We start from the raw sequence: 17,652 nt of genomic DNA, 5'->3' as shown, positions 1-17,652 counted from the left end.
ACTAGTTCATGTAATTTACATAGAGTTCTAGTTTTTGGTGTATCAAAAATTGAGGCTATTCTCTTAATCAGAACAATCGTAGAACTAGCGTAAAGTATTCAAATGATACATGCTAATAGAGTTCCAAAGATTATGTATATAATAAAATTAGGATTAGTGCGTTTCTTCATTATTGTTTAGAAATTGAGAACATTACTGATCATAAAACTAAAAATTATTTAAAATTTTGGTAGAAATCCTTTTATTCTGATTATTAGACATCATTTATATGATTGATAAATCTGAATTAAGAAATATATTATTAAAAAAGAAAAGAGAAAAGGGACTAACATGGGAAGAAATTGGAAAATATTTAGGTAGAGATAAGGTGTATTCTGCAATGTTACTGTATGGTTATGCTCAAGCTAACGAAGAAGAAGCTGATAATGTTATTAAGTTATTTGACTTATCGAAAGACTATAAAGAGATATTAATGGATGCGCCATTAAGAACACTTGCACAACCTTGGCCTCCTACTGACCCATTTATTTATAGACTTTACGAAGGAGTTATGCTATATGGCCCAGCAATTAAGGATGTGGCGCATGAAATGTTTGGAGACGGAATAATGAGCATGATAGATGTTAGAATTAATTTAGATAAGGTAATAGAAAATAATTATCCTAGAATGATTTTAACGTTTAATGGTAAATGGCTGTATTATAGTAAATGGTAATTGAAGTATCTGAAAATCAAGGTTCTTTCTCGAATAGAAAAATTCGTAGAACAAACGTAAAGTATTCAATAGTACACATACTAAATGGTAATAAAAACAAAAGTATTTTTATCTTATATCTTGTATACTTTTCCTTTTTTCTTCTTTTAGTTCTAATTCTCTTAAAGCTAAAATAAGGCTAGCAGAATTCTCTGATAAAATAGGAATTCCGTAAGTTCTAGATAAGCTCTTTATTGCATTATAAGTTACTATATTTGTACAATGTAAGTAAATAGCTTCGCTTTCTTTACTTACTTTACTTTTTAACAAGGAAAGAAAAATAGTTCTGTAATCTACATTACTGTATTCTAATCCATTTTTTAATCCAAGATAGGTGTATCCTGTAACGTCAAACCCATTATCTTTAAAATAATCTACTTCTTCTAAAGTTCTTTCTAAACCATATGGTGTGAATATCCATATTTTATTTATTTCTAACTCCTTGAAAATTTTAATCGCAGATTCTTCAGCTATTACATAAGGCTTGTTAAAACTAGAAAGAATATCTCTTATTATCTGAATATTTTTATGAGTTCCAAAAGTTCGTTGGTAAACTATTACATCAACTAAATCAGCAATCTTTGATGCTTCTTCATAGAGTTCTTTCTTAAATTCTTCAATATCTTTAGGTTCATGAAGAAATGGGGAAATGCTTTCTCTCATTTTCATTCTAGTTGTAAAAATTCCAACTCCTTTAGGAGACATTTTCCAAAAGTCGTATTCACTTCCACCATTATTATCTACTACTATTAGGCCTATCCTTTTCATCTAATTCACCAAAATAAACTATTAATTATATAACGAATAATAGTAGAAAAATTTAATGCTTATATTCTTAGATTTTCTCCAAACTTCAAATTAATTAGTCTCTTTATTGTAAAGTATCTTAACGAGTTAGATTATGGTATTTTTCTTTAAATTCATGATTTATTCTACATTTTTTGTAGATTGAATATTATCAACTCTTTGAAATTTCTTTTTAAGTTAAACTTATCTTAGTTTATAAACAAATACTTGCTACGATTTATAAAAAGGTGGATAATAAGGAGCATTATTGTGGAGTTAATCTTTAGTATTTAGGTCATTGTTTTTAGACTTTCAGTATGGGAAGTGTCATGCATCTTGGACCACTTCTTTCTCCTCCTTCCTTTATTATTTCGTTTCCCTTAAATGTTATTATCTTTATTCCAACTTCTGTTAATAGTTTATTTGTAATTCTATTATGTTCATAAGCTACTATTGTATTTTTATCTACAACTATTATATTACTAGCTAATAACCAATGTTCTCTTTCTTCAGTGTAGTACTCTCCGTTTCCGATTGTTACTACTCTTAGATCACCTAAATAATCTTTTAAAACTTCTTTAAGAGGTCTTTGATCTCTAGTTATTTCTCCATTTTTATATTTATACACTTTCATTTTATCTAAGTAAGAATAGTAGATAATAACATCTTTTGAAGGTACTCCCATTACAGTATCTAGATGTCCTATACCCTTATTAGGATGTAATTCTGGAGTTTCTAGTCTAACAAGAACTGCTTCATCCATAACTCCTTCTGAAGTTAGTTTTGGTAAAACGTCATTTAAACCTAAAGCACTGGATCTAGTCCCAAATCCCATTAATAACTTTCCATATCCTATAGGCATAAAATCGCCTCCTTCAAAGTAGCCTTTTTCCGCCTTAATTATTTTTTCAGGTTTCACAATTTTAGATAAAATTTCTGGTTCTCTCCTCCTAGATTCCCATCTCATTTTACTTTGAATATAAACGTCTCCCATTACCATACCTGGATCTCTAGTAAACATAATATTTACTAAAGGCTTAATGCACAAATCCTCTTCATCACCTAAAATGTATTTCTTTAAAATTTTCTTCTGCTTAGCTTCTACTATAGTTAAGCCAGAAATCAATATATCTCCTAGCTCTTTATTATCTAAAGAACTAAAGTCTAATTCGCAATCAGAGGATATTTTTAGTAAGTCTATAAGTTCATCTTTGCTTAAGTTATTTATTAGTTCTCTTACATCTAGAACTTCTGCTCCAGCATTTCTTAGTTTTTCCTTAAATTCATCGTGTTCAACTTTTAACTCTACTGGATCTGGAATTTCTGCATATTGTAATTCATTTAAATTCTTTGGTGTTAGCCTTTCTTTTTCTTTACCCGGAGTGGATACAACTACTTTTTTGAGCGGAGAGAATTCCGCTTCTAATAGTACCATATATAATATAATGAAAAAGAAGCTTATATATCTTTCTATAAAGAGATATAAAAAGATATCAAAAAATATTTGACTTATTTATATATTGTTTATTCTGGAGGAATTTCTTTAAAAGTCATAGAAATATCCACTCCTTCCTTCCTTTTTCTGTACTCTCTCATAACATAATAGATTATTACGCCAGCTATGAAAGGAGATGCTATTATACTCCACGTTAATGGATTCATAGTTATTCCTAGATAAGTAGTAGAATACCCAAACCAATAATATGCGTAAGTGCTCATTACTATTAGATCAACTACTGAAATTCCTAGAATTAATTTGTTGTTACCTTTTAATTCAGTTCCTTTCTTTAAAATGGAAGATACAATAGAAGCTATTATAACTATTATAAATCCAAATAGTAAAGCCATAGCATCAGCAGTATCCATACCGTAGAAAAATGCAGTGCTTAATGGAGTAATAGTAATAGCAACTAAACTACCTATAGTTATTGCTTCATCAATTAAATGGGCTACAACCGGAGAATGATATCTTTCACTAACATAAGAAACTACTGTAGGCAAAGCCTTATCAAAAGCAACAGCCATAAAATATCTAGAAACAAATAAAGCTACTGCAAACATTATTGCAATATACCAGAAATAAGATCCTATAATTAGAAATAGATCTAATGGCAAACTATTAGAAGATAATACAACATCAAATATAGGATTTATAACATTAGAATATCCTAATACTCCAGCACCTATATAGAAATCACTACCTAATCTTAAGCTAGTAAAGATGAAAAACGTTATCAGAAGCCCAGCAACTATTAAAGCCAATAATACACCTCTACTAAATGCCTTACTACCTCCCTTTACTTCTCCAGCTACAGACGTAGCACCATTAACGAAGGGTAGAAAACTAGCCGTAAATACCATTAAACCTATAGTCGCTAATCCAACATTAGAAAATAAAGGAGTTGCCTTAGAAGAAGCAGAAACTATAGCAGAATACGAATATCCAGCAGTAGATAAAGCGGAAGTAGATACGGTATACATTAAAACTCCAGTTAATAAGAAACTAGCTAAGGCTATTATCGTTACAGCTCCCATTATATGATTAGTTAATTTAGGTAAGAATATATTTATTAAAATAACTATAGAAAAAGTCACTGCACCAATTAGCAAAATATTTAAAGGAGAACTTAGAAATCCGGCTATTCCAGCGTAAGGTTGACCATACTTATATCCTAAAGCGTCAAACCCAACCTGTAATTGTCCAACACCATCGTAAACTATAGCAGCATCAAAAATCATCTGAGAAATTCCAAAAACTAAGCCAACACCTACACCAATAGCAGGATGTAAAGCTCTACTAGCAAATACATAATCGGCAGCAGTTCTTTGATAAGTTTGACTAATTTTAGTCCATAAAAAAGAATGAGGTAATAGCACTATCCAACTTAGTGCAGCAGCTAGTAGAGGTATACCATTAGGAGATACATAAAGCCCGGATAAAAAGGATACTGGTAATACGTAAAATGCTATAAAACCCATTGATATAAACATGGCAGTTGTCCAACTTATTTCTCTAACTAAACCTGAAGATTCTCTTGCAAATAACTTTTTGTTCTCTTTATTTTGAATCTTATCTTCTCTAGACATATACTCTACTGAGAGATAAACAGTATATAAATATTTATCATAATTCATAGAAACTATTTTTATTTTCTTAAACAATACTCTAAACATCTTCACGGAATTTCCATTGTATAGATATATAATTCTTAAACAGAGTTTAACATAAAAATATTAATGATAGATAATAAATAGAACGTAAACAACTAAAAAATCATTTTCTGGTTTATTTACTTCTGAAAATATATTTCTAATTATAATATAAACATTAGACTACACAAACTATACTCTGACTATATATTTTATAAATGGAAATAAATAAAAAACATAAACAGTCTTTATTGAGATTAATCACTGAATTCGCTTAAATCTCTTCCTTTGCCAGTTTCAACACCTTTTAAATACCATACTATTCCAGCAATAAGTCCTAAACTCCAAATAAAGATATTAAACATAGTATACTCGTAAATGGTAAAACTAGCTGTTAAGAATATTGTAGGTATATATGAACCAATAGCTACAAATCTAACTAAAGCAGTATAAGTTCCTCTTTTAATTGTTGGCCAAACTTCTCCTTTCATAGTATCAGTAGTCAAATAAGTTATTCCAGTAAAAACATTAAGGACAACAAGCAATATCCAGAATAATATTAAATCTTTAGTCCAGTAAGGAATTAGTAAATAAATTAAAAATGTGGAGAAAACAGTTCCTGCAAACGAAATCAGAATCAGAAGTTTACGTGAAAGCTTATCAGCAAATGGCGAAATTCCTAGTCCGGTTAAGAATTCAGACAAATTTGCTACTAGTAATATCATTGCAATCAGACTAGGAAAGAAATAAGGACCTAAAACATATGTCATTAGTCCGTAGCCTATAGTATTAGCTGCTGCTAACAAAACTAAAACTATAAATGTAAGGGGAATAGAAGGAAGAATTACTTTTTCAATAGGAGGATCATCTTTAATTTCAACATCCTTAACAAGTTTATTCATTTCACTTTCAGCCTTTTCAAGTTCACCTTTTTTAGCTAGCCATCTGATTGACTCAGGAATTCTACTTCTAACATAAGCCAATAACCCTAAAATTATTAATGCTGTTACGCCTATCATAACTCTTTGGAAAGTGACGCTAGAATAAACTGTCAGTAATGCTACTGCAGCTAAAAGCAATCCACCGAAGTTTATGAAATTTATTTCAAAGAACATAGTTTTACTCCTATGTTTGCTAGGCATTATCTCATGATTAAGAACTAAAATGGTGTTCATTTCTCCTCCAGCAGCAAAAAGTAACATTGCTAAGAAGAAAAGTACCAAATAATAAGTATAAGAGAAAACTATTCCTACCGCACCTACAGCGTAAAGGCTCATAGTGACGTAAAACATCTTTTTCCTTCCTAATTTATCGGAAAGAGGACCTGAAAAAATAATACCTATTATTAACCATAGAGGAGCCCAGGCTAAAAGGAGACTCTCAAGAATTTTAGGTATAGTTACCCAACTAGTTGCTATAGATACCAAAAATGTAAGACTCTAAAGCCATTCCAATAGAGAATGAAATAAAAGACCAAGTATGAATAGGAGACCATTTAGCGTACTCCAATGACTTAAATATTTTGTCTTTCATAATATTATATGAGAAGATTGCCTTAATTATTTTTTGGTGAAAAAATATGTATACTCGATATATAGAAGTATATAATATATAGATATATTAGTAAACTACTAAATATTTGATCAAAATAAACTAAAATATCTATTCAATTTTCATAACTTATGCTATAAACTAATCATTATATATTTTACAATAAATTCCGAATTAAGCTTAAATGCTAATAGTTTCAATTAGTTATGGCGATTAAAATGGGTGAAGAAAATAGAAAGAGTGAAGAAGTATACATGAAAAAGACTGGTTTTGAAGTTATTGGTGTCAGGCCAATACCTAAAAGTTCTAGATATATGACTCCTTCCAAGATATTTATTTTTTGGGCAATGGCTAGCGCATCTGCAACGACTCCTTTAATAGGTTATTTATTAGAGAATTTAGGGATTCTAAATCTTCTACTTGTTTTTACTATTTCTTTGCTAATAGGTATAATTCCTGCTGGACTGTTCTCAGAAATGGGTAGACAATTTCCTGTTCCTTCGTTAGTTGTTTCGAGAAAAACTTATGGATATTTGACTTCTAACGCATTTTCAGCTCTTTATACTGTGGTAAATATTGGTTGGTTTGGTCTAAATGATTCTACTGGAGGTTTAATAGTTGCTTCTTTACTTCATAGTAATCCTATAATATGGTATATTGTTTTTGGCATAATCCAAGTTATTCTAGTACTTTATGGAGCAAAAATTCTAGAATATTTCTATAGATATACTGCTATAATACTTATAATATGTTATGGAATTCTGACTTATTTTTTATTTAAATATTTTCCAATAAATGTACATGAACTTTTATACTCCTCAAATATTGACTGGGGAGCATCAATAGGTCTCGTACTTTCTTTTTCTATACTATCATGGACATATAAGATATCTACAGCTACAAGATTTGCAAAGCCTTATGAAGAAACAGGGCGTAAATTCTATTTTATTTCGGCTCCACTTGGAATAATGGTTCCTGTCTATCTAATGGGTATTCTAGGTTTCGTTTCACAGAAAGCTGCAGGAGATTGGAACTTACCAGCAGTAGCTTTTCCTGTAAGTAGCGCGCTAGCAATAATAGTAGGTATTGCATCTATTGGAGCAGCATTAGCGATACTTCATACTAATGCCATGAATTTATATCCAGCTGTTGCTGATTTTCTTACTGCGGTACAGCCAGCCTTTAAAAATAATAAGATAGAAGATATCTCTCAACCCATATCAACAATAGTAATAGGGATAGCTGGAGCTATCGCAGCAGTACTCGGAATATTACAGAATGCGTCTACTTTCTTAAACTTCGTTGGAGATATAATATTTCCGTATACTTTTATAGTACTATTAGATTGGTATCTTAGACTAAGACCTCAGATGATAACAGAAAAAATAATGGTAAAAGACTTTTATAATCTTCCAAAAAGTATTAAAGATAATATTAACGTCTATTCTCTTCTAGCAACAATTATAGGAACAATTCTAAACGTAATTACAATACCTTCATTATCTGTGTTGTATAATTATTTTCCGCAAGAGTTATTTGGATCATTAATAGGCGCATTATTATACTTCATATTTATTAAATTAAGGCTGATGAAGTAATATGAAAAATAGACCTTTTATAATTGGAATGATTCATCTTCCTCCATTACCTGGATCACCTAAAAATACGCTTTCTCTTGAAGAAATTATAAACTATGCTAAATCAGAGGGAGAAAAACTAGAAAAAGCTGGAGTTGATGGAGTAATAGTTGAAAATCTTGGAGACTATCCATTTTTCAAAGATAATATTCCTCCTATTACAATAGCATCAATGAGCATAATAGTTAAGGAAGTTAGGAAAAGCTTCAATTTCGATGTTGGAGTCAACGTATTACGAAATGGATGTATTGATGCGTTTTCTATTGCACATGTGACAAATTCTCAATTTATAAGATGCAATATCTTAATAGGAGCTTACGTCACAGACCAAGGTATAATTGAAGGAAAAGCAGCAGAACTTCTAAGATTAAAGAGAAGTTTAAACTCTAACGTTAAAATATTTGCTGATATTCACGTAAAGCATGCATATCCTTTATATAATTTGCCAATAGAATTAGCTGCTCAAGATTTAGCTGAAAGAGGAGGTGCAGATGCTGTCATAGTCTCTGGACCTAGAAGTTCTCTTCCACCGTCAATAGAAAATGTAAAGAAAGTGAAAGAGTCTATTAACCTTCCTGTAGTAATAGGAAGTGGAATTTCATTAGAAAATTTTAGAGATTTTTGTAAGATTGCAGATGGTTTAATAATAGGTGAAAAAGATTTTAAAGAAAATGGAGAGATTGGTGGTCCTAGTAAATTTGAAGCATATAAATATTTAGTTGAAGAATGCACAAAAATAGAAAGATAAAAGAAAAAAATAAAAATAGCTTTTTGTTTATTTTTTCACTAAAATTATATATAGTCCTAAACTAATGAATACTGCTAAATACCATCCATAGTCGTACAAGAATCCTACTGCAGGTATAATAAATCCTATTACTGGTATTAGAAATCCAATAGCCATTGATATTAAAGCTTTCACTGAATATCCTCCTGCATACCAATATTTTCCTCCAGGCATGAATAGATCAACTAAGCTTACTTCAGTTTTTCTCAGTATCCAGTAATTAGCAATCATAACTCCTGCTATGGAGCCTAATCCTGATCCTATTATTCCTAAGATGTTTTCTATAGTTCCAGCAGAATTGTACCATAACCAAGGCACGTAAGCGAAACTTACTAACGCTGCAGTAACAGAAGCTTTTTCCCATGTAGATAATTTCTTAGGGAACAAACTTATGAAGTCGTATACTGGCGATACGATATTGGCTGCAACGTTAACAGATATGGTAGCAATGACTAAACTTAATCCTACTAAAAGAGCTAGGTAAGGATTATGCGTAAATAGAAACATTATGTTTACTGGATTAACGTAATTTATGGCTTGAGATGCTGGGATGTGATATAAATATATCATTGTAGATATTATTCCTACTGCAATAAAAGAGAATAAAGTAACAATTATAGGCAATCCAATAGCTTGGCCTATTAATTGATCTTTCTGAGATTTTGAAAATCTAGTGAAATCTGGTATGTTCAAAGCTAAAGTAGCCCAGACGCCAGCCATTGAAGATACTGCTAACATAACATTGGAGAATGAAGAAGTTTCATATCCTTTGACTGTGAATAATGGACCAAATCCATGAGCTAAAGATATACCATAAGCAAATAACCCACCTAAAGTAGCTACTATTAATGGACCTGCTATTAATTCGAAATTTTTAACTTCTGACATTCCTCTAAATAGTACTAAAACGTTAAATCCCCAAAATATAAGTAAAGAGATTGCTACGTTTTCTGGCATACCTATGATATTTGCTGTTAAAGAGTTCCACGCTGGATAGAATATGCCTATTACTGCATTAATTAGTGTAGCACCAACGTAAGTTTGGAGTGAGAACCAAAATAAAGCAACTATGGCACGCATAATTACTGGAATTCTAGCCCCTTTTATACCAAACATAGGCCTAACTGCAGTTGGATATGGTATTCCCCACTTTGCTCCAATATGTCCATTTAGATATAATGCTATTAGTAAGCTGCCATATGCAAAAGCTACTATAAATAAAGCTAAGGGAGCACCGAATTCAAAAGTTAATAATCCAGCTAATTCGAAAGCTACAACGTTATGTGACATCCCTGCCCATATTGTGGTATAGTTTATCCAGTTCCATGTTTTTACTCCTTTAGGTAATGGTGCAATATTTGGATTATAATATGATTCTGGTATTACGTGTGTACCTTGATTATAGTCTGATACGTCTAATTTTATATCAGGTAATTTAGTTTTCTCCATTAGGAAGAGAAGAAGTTAAATCGTATATAAGCATTACTCATTATTCATTTGTAAATTGTTTAAAAGTATAAACTTATAAAAGATCGATTTTCTTCAATACGATACTTTATCTAGAAATTTCGATATATATTAAATTCTTCTTAATATACTTTGTCTAATAAGATTATTTATGACTAGATATTTTTCTATAAGGAAAATCCGCAAAAATTTTATTTCCAAAAGTATTTGAGTTATTAATTAATATCCCCCTTGTACGACATCTAATTACTTGATAAAGTATATTTAAATATCGTCTAAAAATTATTGATTTTATGATATATGTAAGTTTAACCGTGGATGTAGATGCTATAGCAGGATGGATAGGAAGTTATGGCGGAGAAAATTCATTGTGCGATCTATCTAGAGGAGAATTTGCGGGAAAAATTGGAGTCAAGCGATTATTGGAATTATTTAGAGAAACTAAAATAAAAGCTACTTGGTTTATACCAGGTCATAGTATTGAAACATTTAAGAACGAGATAATTGAAGTTGTGAATGAGGAGCATGAAATTGGTACGCACGGTTATTCACATGAAAATCCCTTAAAATTGAATAAGGAAAAAGAAAAGAAAATATTTTTGCGTAATATAAGATTAATAAAGGAAATCTCTGGAAAAGAACCGATAGGAAATAGACAACCGTGGTGGGATTTAGCTCCATGGACAATAGAAAACTTAGAAGAATTAGGATTTATATATGATAGTAGCCTAATGGGAGACGAGTTTCATCCTTACTATTTACGTAAGGGAGATAATTGGTATATAATAGATTATTCAAAAGATCCAGATTATTGGATGAAGCCATATGAATTTGGAAAACCTACTAAAATAATTGAATTTCCAGTTTCGTGGTATCTTGACGATTTACCTCCTCAATTATTTATGAAGCATCCGTATTACAATTATGGATGGACGAATCCCGATATAGTTTACGGTGTTCTATTCAGAGAACATTTTGACTATTTATATGAAGTAGAAAAAAGAGGTTTACTTACTCTTACAGTTCACCCAGACGTAAGTGGAAGAGTCCAAGGATTGAAGAGATTAAAAGAATTATTAGTTTATATAAAATCAAAACCTGGAGTCAAGATGGTAACACTAGAAGAAGCTGTAGAACTTTTTAAAGATGGAGAAATTTAGTTTTTATTTAATATATAATTAAACTAAAAAATACTTTTTAATACAGAATTTGCATATTCCTTTATTTAGATATATTATGTGTACCATTTTAAAACTAGACGATAATTCTATGTATAGTTCTAATAAAGAGAATGACCTTAATTCTCAGATACTTATATAAGATTTATTTCTGGACGCTCCACAAACTACGCATTGAATAATGTACAAACTAATAGTATTAATGCTTAAATACATTCAAAATTATCCATACTGCATGGATAGAGTAAGAAAAGATATAGAAAATATAGGAAAAATAGGAAAAGATCCTAACGGTGGAGTTTCTAGGCCAGCACTTTCTGAAGCAGATATTGAAGCTAGAATGTACGTTATGAGAGAAATGGAAGAAGCTGGACTAAAAGTGTATGTAGACCAAGGAGGCAATATAATAGGTATAAAAGAAGGAGAAATAAATGAGCCATTTATTACTACAGGTTCTCATATAGATACAGTATTAAATGGGGGAATATTTGACGGTGTAGTTGGAGTTGTAGGAGGTTTAGAAACTATAAGACTGATTAACGAAAATAAAATTAAAAATAAATTTCCTATAGCTCTTATTGTTTTTACTGACGAAGAAGGAAATTCCTTTACACCTTTCGCAGGCAGTAAATATTTTGCAGGATTACTTAAAAAAGACGAATTACATACTATTGAAGGCAAATATGAAAATATTAAGTTTGGAGATGCTCTCAAAAGGTTTTTTGAAAAAAGTAAAGCAAAAGTTATAGAAAAGTTTCCGTATAGTATTAAAAATCATTTTGAGTTACATGTCGAACAAGGACCAATATTAGAGAAAGAAGGAAAAGATATAGGAATTGTCTTAGGTATTGTAGGAGTTCTAAGGATTTGGGCAAATCTAGAAGGGAAGCAAAGCCATGCAGGAACAACACCGATGAATATGCGAAGTGATCCATCAATACCTCTAGCTAAGACAATATTAAAAGTAAGAGAGATAGCTAAAAAAGATATAGTAGGTACACTTTCATACATTAACGTATTTCCAAATGTAGTTAATGTTATTCCTGGAAGCATAAAACTAGGAATAGATATTAGATCACTAGATAAAACTGAATTGGAAGAGTTAGAAAAACAAATATCAAAATATATTGAAGACGAATCTGAAAAAGAAAAAGTGAAAGCAAACATATCTAGTTATATAGAGGATCCAGTTTTATGTGCAGAAGAAAATATTAAAACAATAGAAAAGTCAGTGAATGAGTTAGGATATTCTTATATCAAGATGCCAAGTAGAGCTGTTCATGATTCTCAAATTATGTCCAGGATAACTAAAATAGGTATGATTTTTGTACCTAGTAAAAATGGAATAAGCCATGCTCCTGACGAATGGACGGATTGGAATTATATTTATAAAGGAGTAAATGTACTTTATAATACATTGAAAATAATAACTGAGGCTAAAAATAATAAATTATAGCAAAATAACTTAACTTTTAATAATTTGATTTATAATAGAAATTGATTTGAGGATAACGCAAAATAAGATTCTAAAAAGAGAAAAAAACTTATAATAAAATTGGAGTCTTACCCGGTGTGTACTTACCACTACCTTTCTTAGCTATTACTTGTCCATCCTCATAAGCTATTTCTCCTCTTCTAATAGTCATTGTATTCCATCCTTCAACTTCAATTCCATCATATATTGTATAATCAATATTACTATGAAGTACATCAGCGCTAATTCTAACTTTCTTGTTTGGATCGATAACAGCGAAATCAGCATCAGCTCCGGGCATTATAACTCCTTTCTTAGGATACAAGCCAAATAATCTGGCAGGATTATATGAAGTAGTCTCAACAAATCTCTCCATTGTTATTATTCCCTTCTTAACTCCAAAGTAAAATAATAAAGGAAGAATAGTTTCAGTACCTGGAACACCATTAGGAATTTCGTGGAAAGGAGGAACTTCCTCTTTATATCTTTTCTTTTGAGCATCAGAGTAAACACAATGATCACTACCTATAGTGAAAATATCTCCAGATGCTAGCCTCATCCATAATTTAGTTCTTTGTTCATCACTCCTTAAAGGTGGGCTCATAACGTAGCGGAATCCATCAGATCTCTTTAAAAATTCAGTGTTTAACATTAAATAATGAGGAGCAGTCTCATTATAAAATCTAAATCCATTCTTTCTATATGACGAAATAATATCAGTTGCCTCACCAGTAGAAGTATGGACTATGTACATCTTAACATCTTTTCCTAACATGCTAGCAATAGAAGAAATACGATTAGTAGCCTCAATCTCTAAAATATCTGGTCTAGAATAATAATGATAAACCGGATCAACTTTACCTTCTTTTAGAAAATCTTGGATTAACTCATTTATTATCTCACCATTCTCAGCATGAATGCCAGTGACTCCTCCAAAATCACTAATTCTCTTTATAAGTTTATACAGTTCACCATCTGGTAACATTAGTTCATTCTTATAAGCCATAAAAAGTTTAAAACTAACAACGCCTTTATTTATTACATCAGGAATTTGCTCCAAAATCTTAGAGTTAACTTGCCTAATTATCATGTGTAAACCAAAATCAGATACTACCTTAGGATCAGCGTTACTTCTCCATTTCTGATAGGCAGAAACCAAATCCTGACCGGGAGCAGGAGTTACAAAATCAACTATAGTAGTTACTCCTCCAGCAATAGAAGCTTTAGTACCATAATAAAAATCGTCTGCAGTAATTTCACCCATAAAAGGAAACTCCATATGAGTATGGCCATCAATTAAACCTGGTACAACGTACTTTCCTGATAAATCAATCACTTTATCAGCTTGTTCTTGAATATCGCCTTGAATCTTAGATATTTTACCATCTTTTATTCCTATATCTCCTTCAAAAGGTCCAGCAATAGTAAATAATTTAACGTTTTTTAAGACTAAATCTAGAGGCATAAGCTTCTACTCATAATATTCATTTAATAAATAATTCCGTCAATAGTTATAAAAACTTTTTAATTTTTAGGAAAACATTCTACGATTCTTCCTTAAAAATTAGAGACAATAAGATGCTAGCTATATAGATTTTAAATTATACATTTGGAAAATGTTTATAATAATTGATGATAAGTTATATATTCCGTTCAACAATCTTATACTCTATGATAGACTTAACAATAGACTTCGCGGACGTAAAATTTCCAAATCCGTTTTTGGTTGGCTCAGGTCCAACTTCAGGAAATCCACAAAAAATTATATCGGCGTATAGAAGCGGATGGGGAGGAGTAGTACTAAAAACAATAGGAGATAGCATAGTAAGAAAATCAGTAAGACCAATGTATGGAGCAATGAGAAAAAACAAAGAGCTATTAGCATTCGAAAACCTAGAATTAATAACAGAAGATCCATTAGAAGTTTGGGATAAATATCTAAAAATAATTAAAGAAGAAGAAATAAAAATTCCAATAATTGCAAGCATAATGGGAGGATCAGATCATACAGAATGGATAAAGTTAGCGAAATGGGTAGAGGATAGAGGAGCATCAATGATAGAACTAAACTTCGGATGTCCTCATGGAGAACCAGAAAGAAAAACTGGAGCATTTATAGGACAACATGCTGATTTAGTTTACGAATACACAAAAGAAGTAGTGTCGTCAGTAGGAATTCCAGTAATAGTTAAATTAACACCTAACGTAACAGACATTTCAGAGATTGCAAAAGCAGCAGAAAATGCTGGAGCAAAAGCAGTAACAGCAATAAATACTGTAAACGGGATAATAGGAGTAGATATAGAAAAAGCTCAACCATTGCCAGACGTAAATGGATATTCTACGTATGGTGGAATATCTGGACCAGCAGTAAAACCAATAGGATTAGCTTCAGTTTCAAAAATTTATAAATCAACAAAATTACAAATAAGTGGAGTAGGAGGTATATTTGATTGGACAGATGCAGTAGAATATTTCATGATGGGAGCAAAAACAGTTCAATCTGTCACATATACGATGATAAGAGGATTTGAATTCATATCCGAGTGGAAAAAAGAATTGGAAGAATTTATGAAAAGAAAGCAATACACCTTAGAAGATATGATAGGAATAGCATCAAATAAAATAAAAACATACGAATTCTTGGAAAAAGTTACGAAAAGAAGAACATCAGTAGATGAAGAAATAAATAATGTAAGAGGTGAGATCTATGGTTAAAGTAGCAATGATACAAATGGGAGGATTAGAATCGAAAGAAGCTAATATAAAGAAAGCATTAGACTATGCAAAAAGTGCAGTAAAAGATGGAGCAGAACTTATAGTGTACAATGAATTATTCACTACGCAGTACTTTGCTGCAGTAGAAGATCCAAAATTCTTCGATTTAGCAGAGTATGATGATGGACCAACAGTAAAAACATTCCAAGAATTTTCAAAACAGTATAAAATAGGAATGGTTATAACAATATTTGAAGAAGACAAAAAACTTAGAGGATTATACTACGATACGTCAATATTCATAAAAGATGGAACAGTATTAGGAAAATACAGGAAAACACAAATACCGCAAGTGCCTGGTTATTATGAAAAATTCTACTTTAAACCCGGAAAAGAGTATCCAGTATTCGATTTTGGAGAATACAAAGTAGGAGGAGTAATATGTTACGATAGACATTTTCCTGAAGGAGTAAGAATACTTACATTAAAAGGAGCAGACATAATAACAATACCTACGACCACAAACTTTTATCCAGAAACATGGGAATTAGAATTAAGAGCTCATGCAGCATTTAATACAGTTTACGTTGTAGGAGTAAACAGAACACCAGAAGTATTTCAAGGAAAAGAAATATCATATTTCGGAAAAAGCCTAGTAGCGGATCCAATTGGAAGAATAGTAAAAGAAATGGATAGTACAGAAGGGTACGAAATCGTAGATATAGACCTAAATCTAATTAGAGAAAGACGCAAAAAAGCGCCATTTCTCAGGGATAGAAAACCAGAAAACTATACAGAAATATCTAGTATTTATATAGAAAGTTTAACATAAATTAAAATATTTTTAATTTACTAAGTACAAATGAAATATACGGTATTTGTATCATTTTTTATATATTATTTTTCTAAAAATTAATGAATATAGTTACCCTTTTATTTTATTTCCTTTACTTTATACTATGAAGCTAGCTATTATAGGAAAAATATTTGATGGAGAAAAAATAATTGATAGAGGTACGGTTTTAGTAGAAGACAACAGCATTTCTAGAATTGAAGAAGGAATTGAAAAGAGAGAAGAAAATGTAATTGAAGGAGATTTTATAATGCCAGGTTTAATAGATGCACACTTACATTTTTTTGGAGTTGAGGAAGATAATCTTCTAGCTTGGAATGTAGTTGACGAAATTGATGTTGCAATAAGAAGTACTAGAGATATGGAAAGACTTCTTCGTTCTGGTTTCACTACAGTTAGAGACTTAGGAAGTAAAGTAGCAGTAAGGTTAGATAAGCTTCAGAGAAATGGAGAAATAATAGGTCCTACAGTAATAGCATCTGGTTACTCATTAGCAATTACTGGAGGTAATGACGATCCTAAGGATCTTCCAATAGACATTGCTCAAAGACTTTCTTATTCTTTCTATTGCGATTCTCCATACGAATGTAGAAAAGCAGTTAGAATGGCTATAAGACAAGGAGCTAGAGTTATAAAAGTCTATTCTTCTGGAGCGTTTTCTCAAGGCGGTAAAATAATGCCAGGCTTTGCATTAGACGAATTAAAAGCTATAGTGGAAGAATCTCATAGATTTGGGTTAAAAGTAGCTTCTCATGCTTATGGAAAAGAAGCTATTATGAATTCTATATTAGCAGGTGTAGACACTATAGAACATGGTTTAGGCTTAGATGAAGAAACTGCTGAGTTAATTAAAGAAAAAGGAATTTGTTATATCCCTACATTAGCGACGTATGAAATTCCTTTTGAGGTTTCTCCAGAAGTAAAACCTTATAGAGAAGAATTAGTTAGAAAACATTTTTCTGATGACATGAAAATTGCGGTAAATTATGGGCTTAAAATAGCTACTGGTACAGACTATGTCGGGTCTAAAAAGAGATCTCATGGTCAAAATTATAGAGAAGCAGTATTACTATCTAAGTACATGAGTAATCTAGAGGTACTTAAAGCTTCTACTGCAAATTCTGCTGAATGCATTGATGTTAAGGCTGGTTATTTAAAAGAAGGATACAAAGCCGATATAGTAGTTATCAAAGGTGATCCTTCTAAAAATATAGAAGATCTCTCCCCTAACCATATAATGTATGTAATTAAAGATGGAAAAATATTCAGAGGATATGGGAATTATCAGACATGACAG

The 17,652-nt window shown here is 31.1% G+C and carries 15 protein-coding genes; 8 read left to right on the top strand and 7 right to left on the bottom strand.

Translation table 11 applies throughout. The annotated features are described in order from the left end of the window. The first annotated feature begins 268 nt into the window (after window positions 1-268). Window positions 269-715 (top strand): cyanase, encoded by a 447-nt coding sequence (gene cynS, locus B6F84_RS04590; protein ID WP_148691144.1) that lies wholly within the window; start codon window positions 269-271, stop codon window positions 713-715. Window positions 716-823: 108 nt separating this feature from the next. Here the strand turns inward: cynS and B6F84_RS04585 are convergent, their stop codons facing one another. The 5 genes from B6F84_RS04585 to B6F84_RS14175 all read right to left on the bottom strand — a co-directional run bounded on the left by B6F84_RS04585 (window position 824) and on the right by B6F84_RS14175 (window position 6,223). Further along, window positions 824-1,522 carry an aspartate racemase/maleate isomerase family protein gene (locus B6F84_RS04585; protein WP_148691143.1) on the bottom strand — a complete coding sequence of 233 codons (699 nt, stop codon included), beginning with the start codon at window positions 1,520-1,522 and terminating at the stop codon, window positions 824-826. Between the two features lie 322 nt (window positions 1,523-1,844). Further along, window positions 1,845-2,975, bottom strand: coding sequence for an arginine deiminase family protein (locus B6F84_RS04580; RefSeq protein ID WP_148691142.1), 1,131 nt, complete (start codon window positions 2,973-2,975; stop codon window positions 1,845-1,847). An 89-nt stretch (window positions 2,976-3,064) separates the two neighbouring features. Further along, window positions 3,065-4,627: an APC family permease gene (locus B6F84_RS04575; RefSeq protein WP_148691141.1), complete on the bottom strand. Its 1,563-nt coding sequence runs from the start codon at window positions 4,625-4,627 to the stop codon at window positions 3,065-3,067. Window positions 4,628-4,947: 320 nt separating this feature from the next. Then, a complete protein-coding gene (locus B6F84_RS04570) occupies window positions 4,948-6,117 on the bottom strand; it encodes an MFS transporter (protein ID WP_222703218.1) in 1,170 nt (389 codons plus the stop codon). Then, on the bottom strand, window positions 6,098-6,223 hold the full coding sequence (locus tag B6F84_RS14175) for a hypothetical protein (protein WP_257788611.1): 126 nt from the start codon (window positions 6,221-6,223) through the stop codon (window positions 6,098-6,100). Before B6F84_RS14175 ends, B6F84_RS04570 begins: the two co-directional genes overlap by 20 nt. 236 nt (window positions 6,224-6,459) lie before the next feature. Here B6F84_RS14175 and B6F84_RS04565 point away from each other — a divergent pair, with 236 nt between their 5' ends. Beyond that, window positions 6,460-7,839 carry a purine-cytosine permease family protein gene (locus B6F84_RS04565; RefSeq protein WP_148691140.1) on the top strand — a complete coding sequence of 460 codons (1,380 nt, stop codon included), beginning with the start codon at window positions 6,460-6,462 and terminating at the stop codon, window positions 7,837-7,839. A gap of 1 nt (window position 7,840) precedes the next feature. Next, entirely contained in the window at window positions 7,841-8,626 is a 786-nt protein-coding gene (locus B6F84_RS04560) for a BtpA family protein (protein WP_148691139.1), read from the top strand. Between the two features lie 27 nt (window positions 8,627-8,653). Here the strand turns inward: B6F84_RS04560 and B6F84_RS04555 are convergent, their stop codons facing one another. Next, complete coding sequence (locus tag B6F84_RS04555; RefSeq protein ID WP_148691138.1) at window positions 8,654-10,114, bottom strand: cytosine permease; 1,461 nt, start codon at window positions 10,112-10,114, stop codon at window positions 8,654-8,656. A 311-nt stretch (window positions 10,115-10,425) separates the two neighbouring features. On the opposite strand from B6F84_RS04555, the gene B6F84_RS04550 reads away from it, so the two are divergent. Continuing rightward, on the top strand, window positions 10,426-11,292 hold the full coding sequence (locus B6F84_RS04550) for a polysaccharide deacetylase family protein (RefSeq protein ID WP_187152752.1): 867 nt from the start codon (window positions 10,426-10,428) through the stop codon (window positions 11,290-11,292). Between the two features lie 253 nt (window positions 11,293-11,545). Next, window positions 11,546-12,766: a M20 family metallo-hydrolase gene (locus tag B6F84_RS04545; RefSeq protein ID WP_187152751.1), complete on the top strand. Its 1,221-nt coding sequence runs from the start codon at window positions 11,546-11,548 to the stop codon at window positions 12,764-12,766. An 88-nt stretch (window positions 12,767-12,854) separates the two neighbouring features. On the opposite strand, the gene hydA is transcribed toward B6F84_RS04545, so the two are convergent. Continuing rightward, window positions 12,855-14,249 carry a dihydropyrimidinase gene (gene hydA / locus B6F84_RS04540; RefSeq protein WP_148691135.1) on the bottom strand — a complete coding sequence of 465 codons (1,395 nt, stop codon included), beginning with the start codon at window positions 14,247-14,249 and terminating at the stop codon, window positions 12,855-12,857. 206 nt (window positions 14,250-14,455) lie between these two features. Here hydA and preA point away from each other — a divergent pair, with 206 nt between their 5' ends. The 3 genes from preA (at window position 14,456) to B6F84_RS04525 (ending at window position 17,649) form a co-directional block, all read left to right on the top strand. Beyond that, window positions 14,456-15,502: an NAD-dependent dihydropyrimidine dehydrogenase subunit PreA gene (gene preA, locus B6F84_RS04535; protein WP_187152750.1), complete on the top strand. Its 1,047-nt coding sequence runs from the start codon at window positions 14,456-14,458 to the stop codon at window positions 15,500-15,502. Then, window positions 15,495-16,334 (top strand): carbon-nitrogen hydrolase family protein, encoded by an 840-nt coding sequence (locus tag B6F84_RS04530; RefSeq protein WP_148691133.1) that lies wholly within the window; start codon window positions 15,495-15,497, stop codon window positions 16,332-16,334. The genes preA and B6F84_RS04530 overlap by 8 nt, the downstream gene beginning before the upstream one ends. 127 nt (window positions 16,335-16,461) lie before the next feature. Next, complete coding sequence (locus B6F84_RS04525) at window positions 16,462-17,649, top strand: metal-dependent hydrolase family protein (protein WP_148691132.1); 1,188 nt, start codon at window positions 16,462-16,464, stop codon at window positions 17,647-17,649. Window positions 17,650-17,652 lie beyond the last annotated feature (3 nt).

Origin of the sequence: Acidianus manzaensis (genome assembly GCF_002116695.1) — an archaeon.
GTDB classification, from domain to species: Archaea; Thermoproteota; Thermoprotei_A; order Sulfolobales; family Sulfolobaceae; genus Acidianus; species Acidianus manzaensis.
The sequence above is the reverse complement of the archived record's forward strand: the minus strand, read 5'-3'. Positions and strand labels throughout refer to the sequence as shown.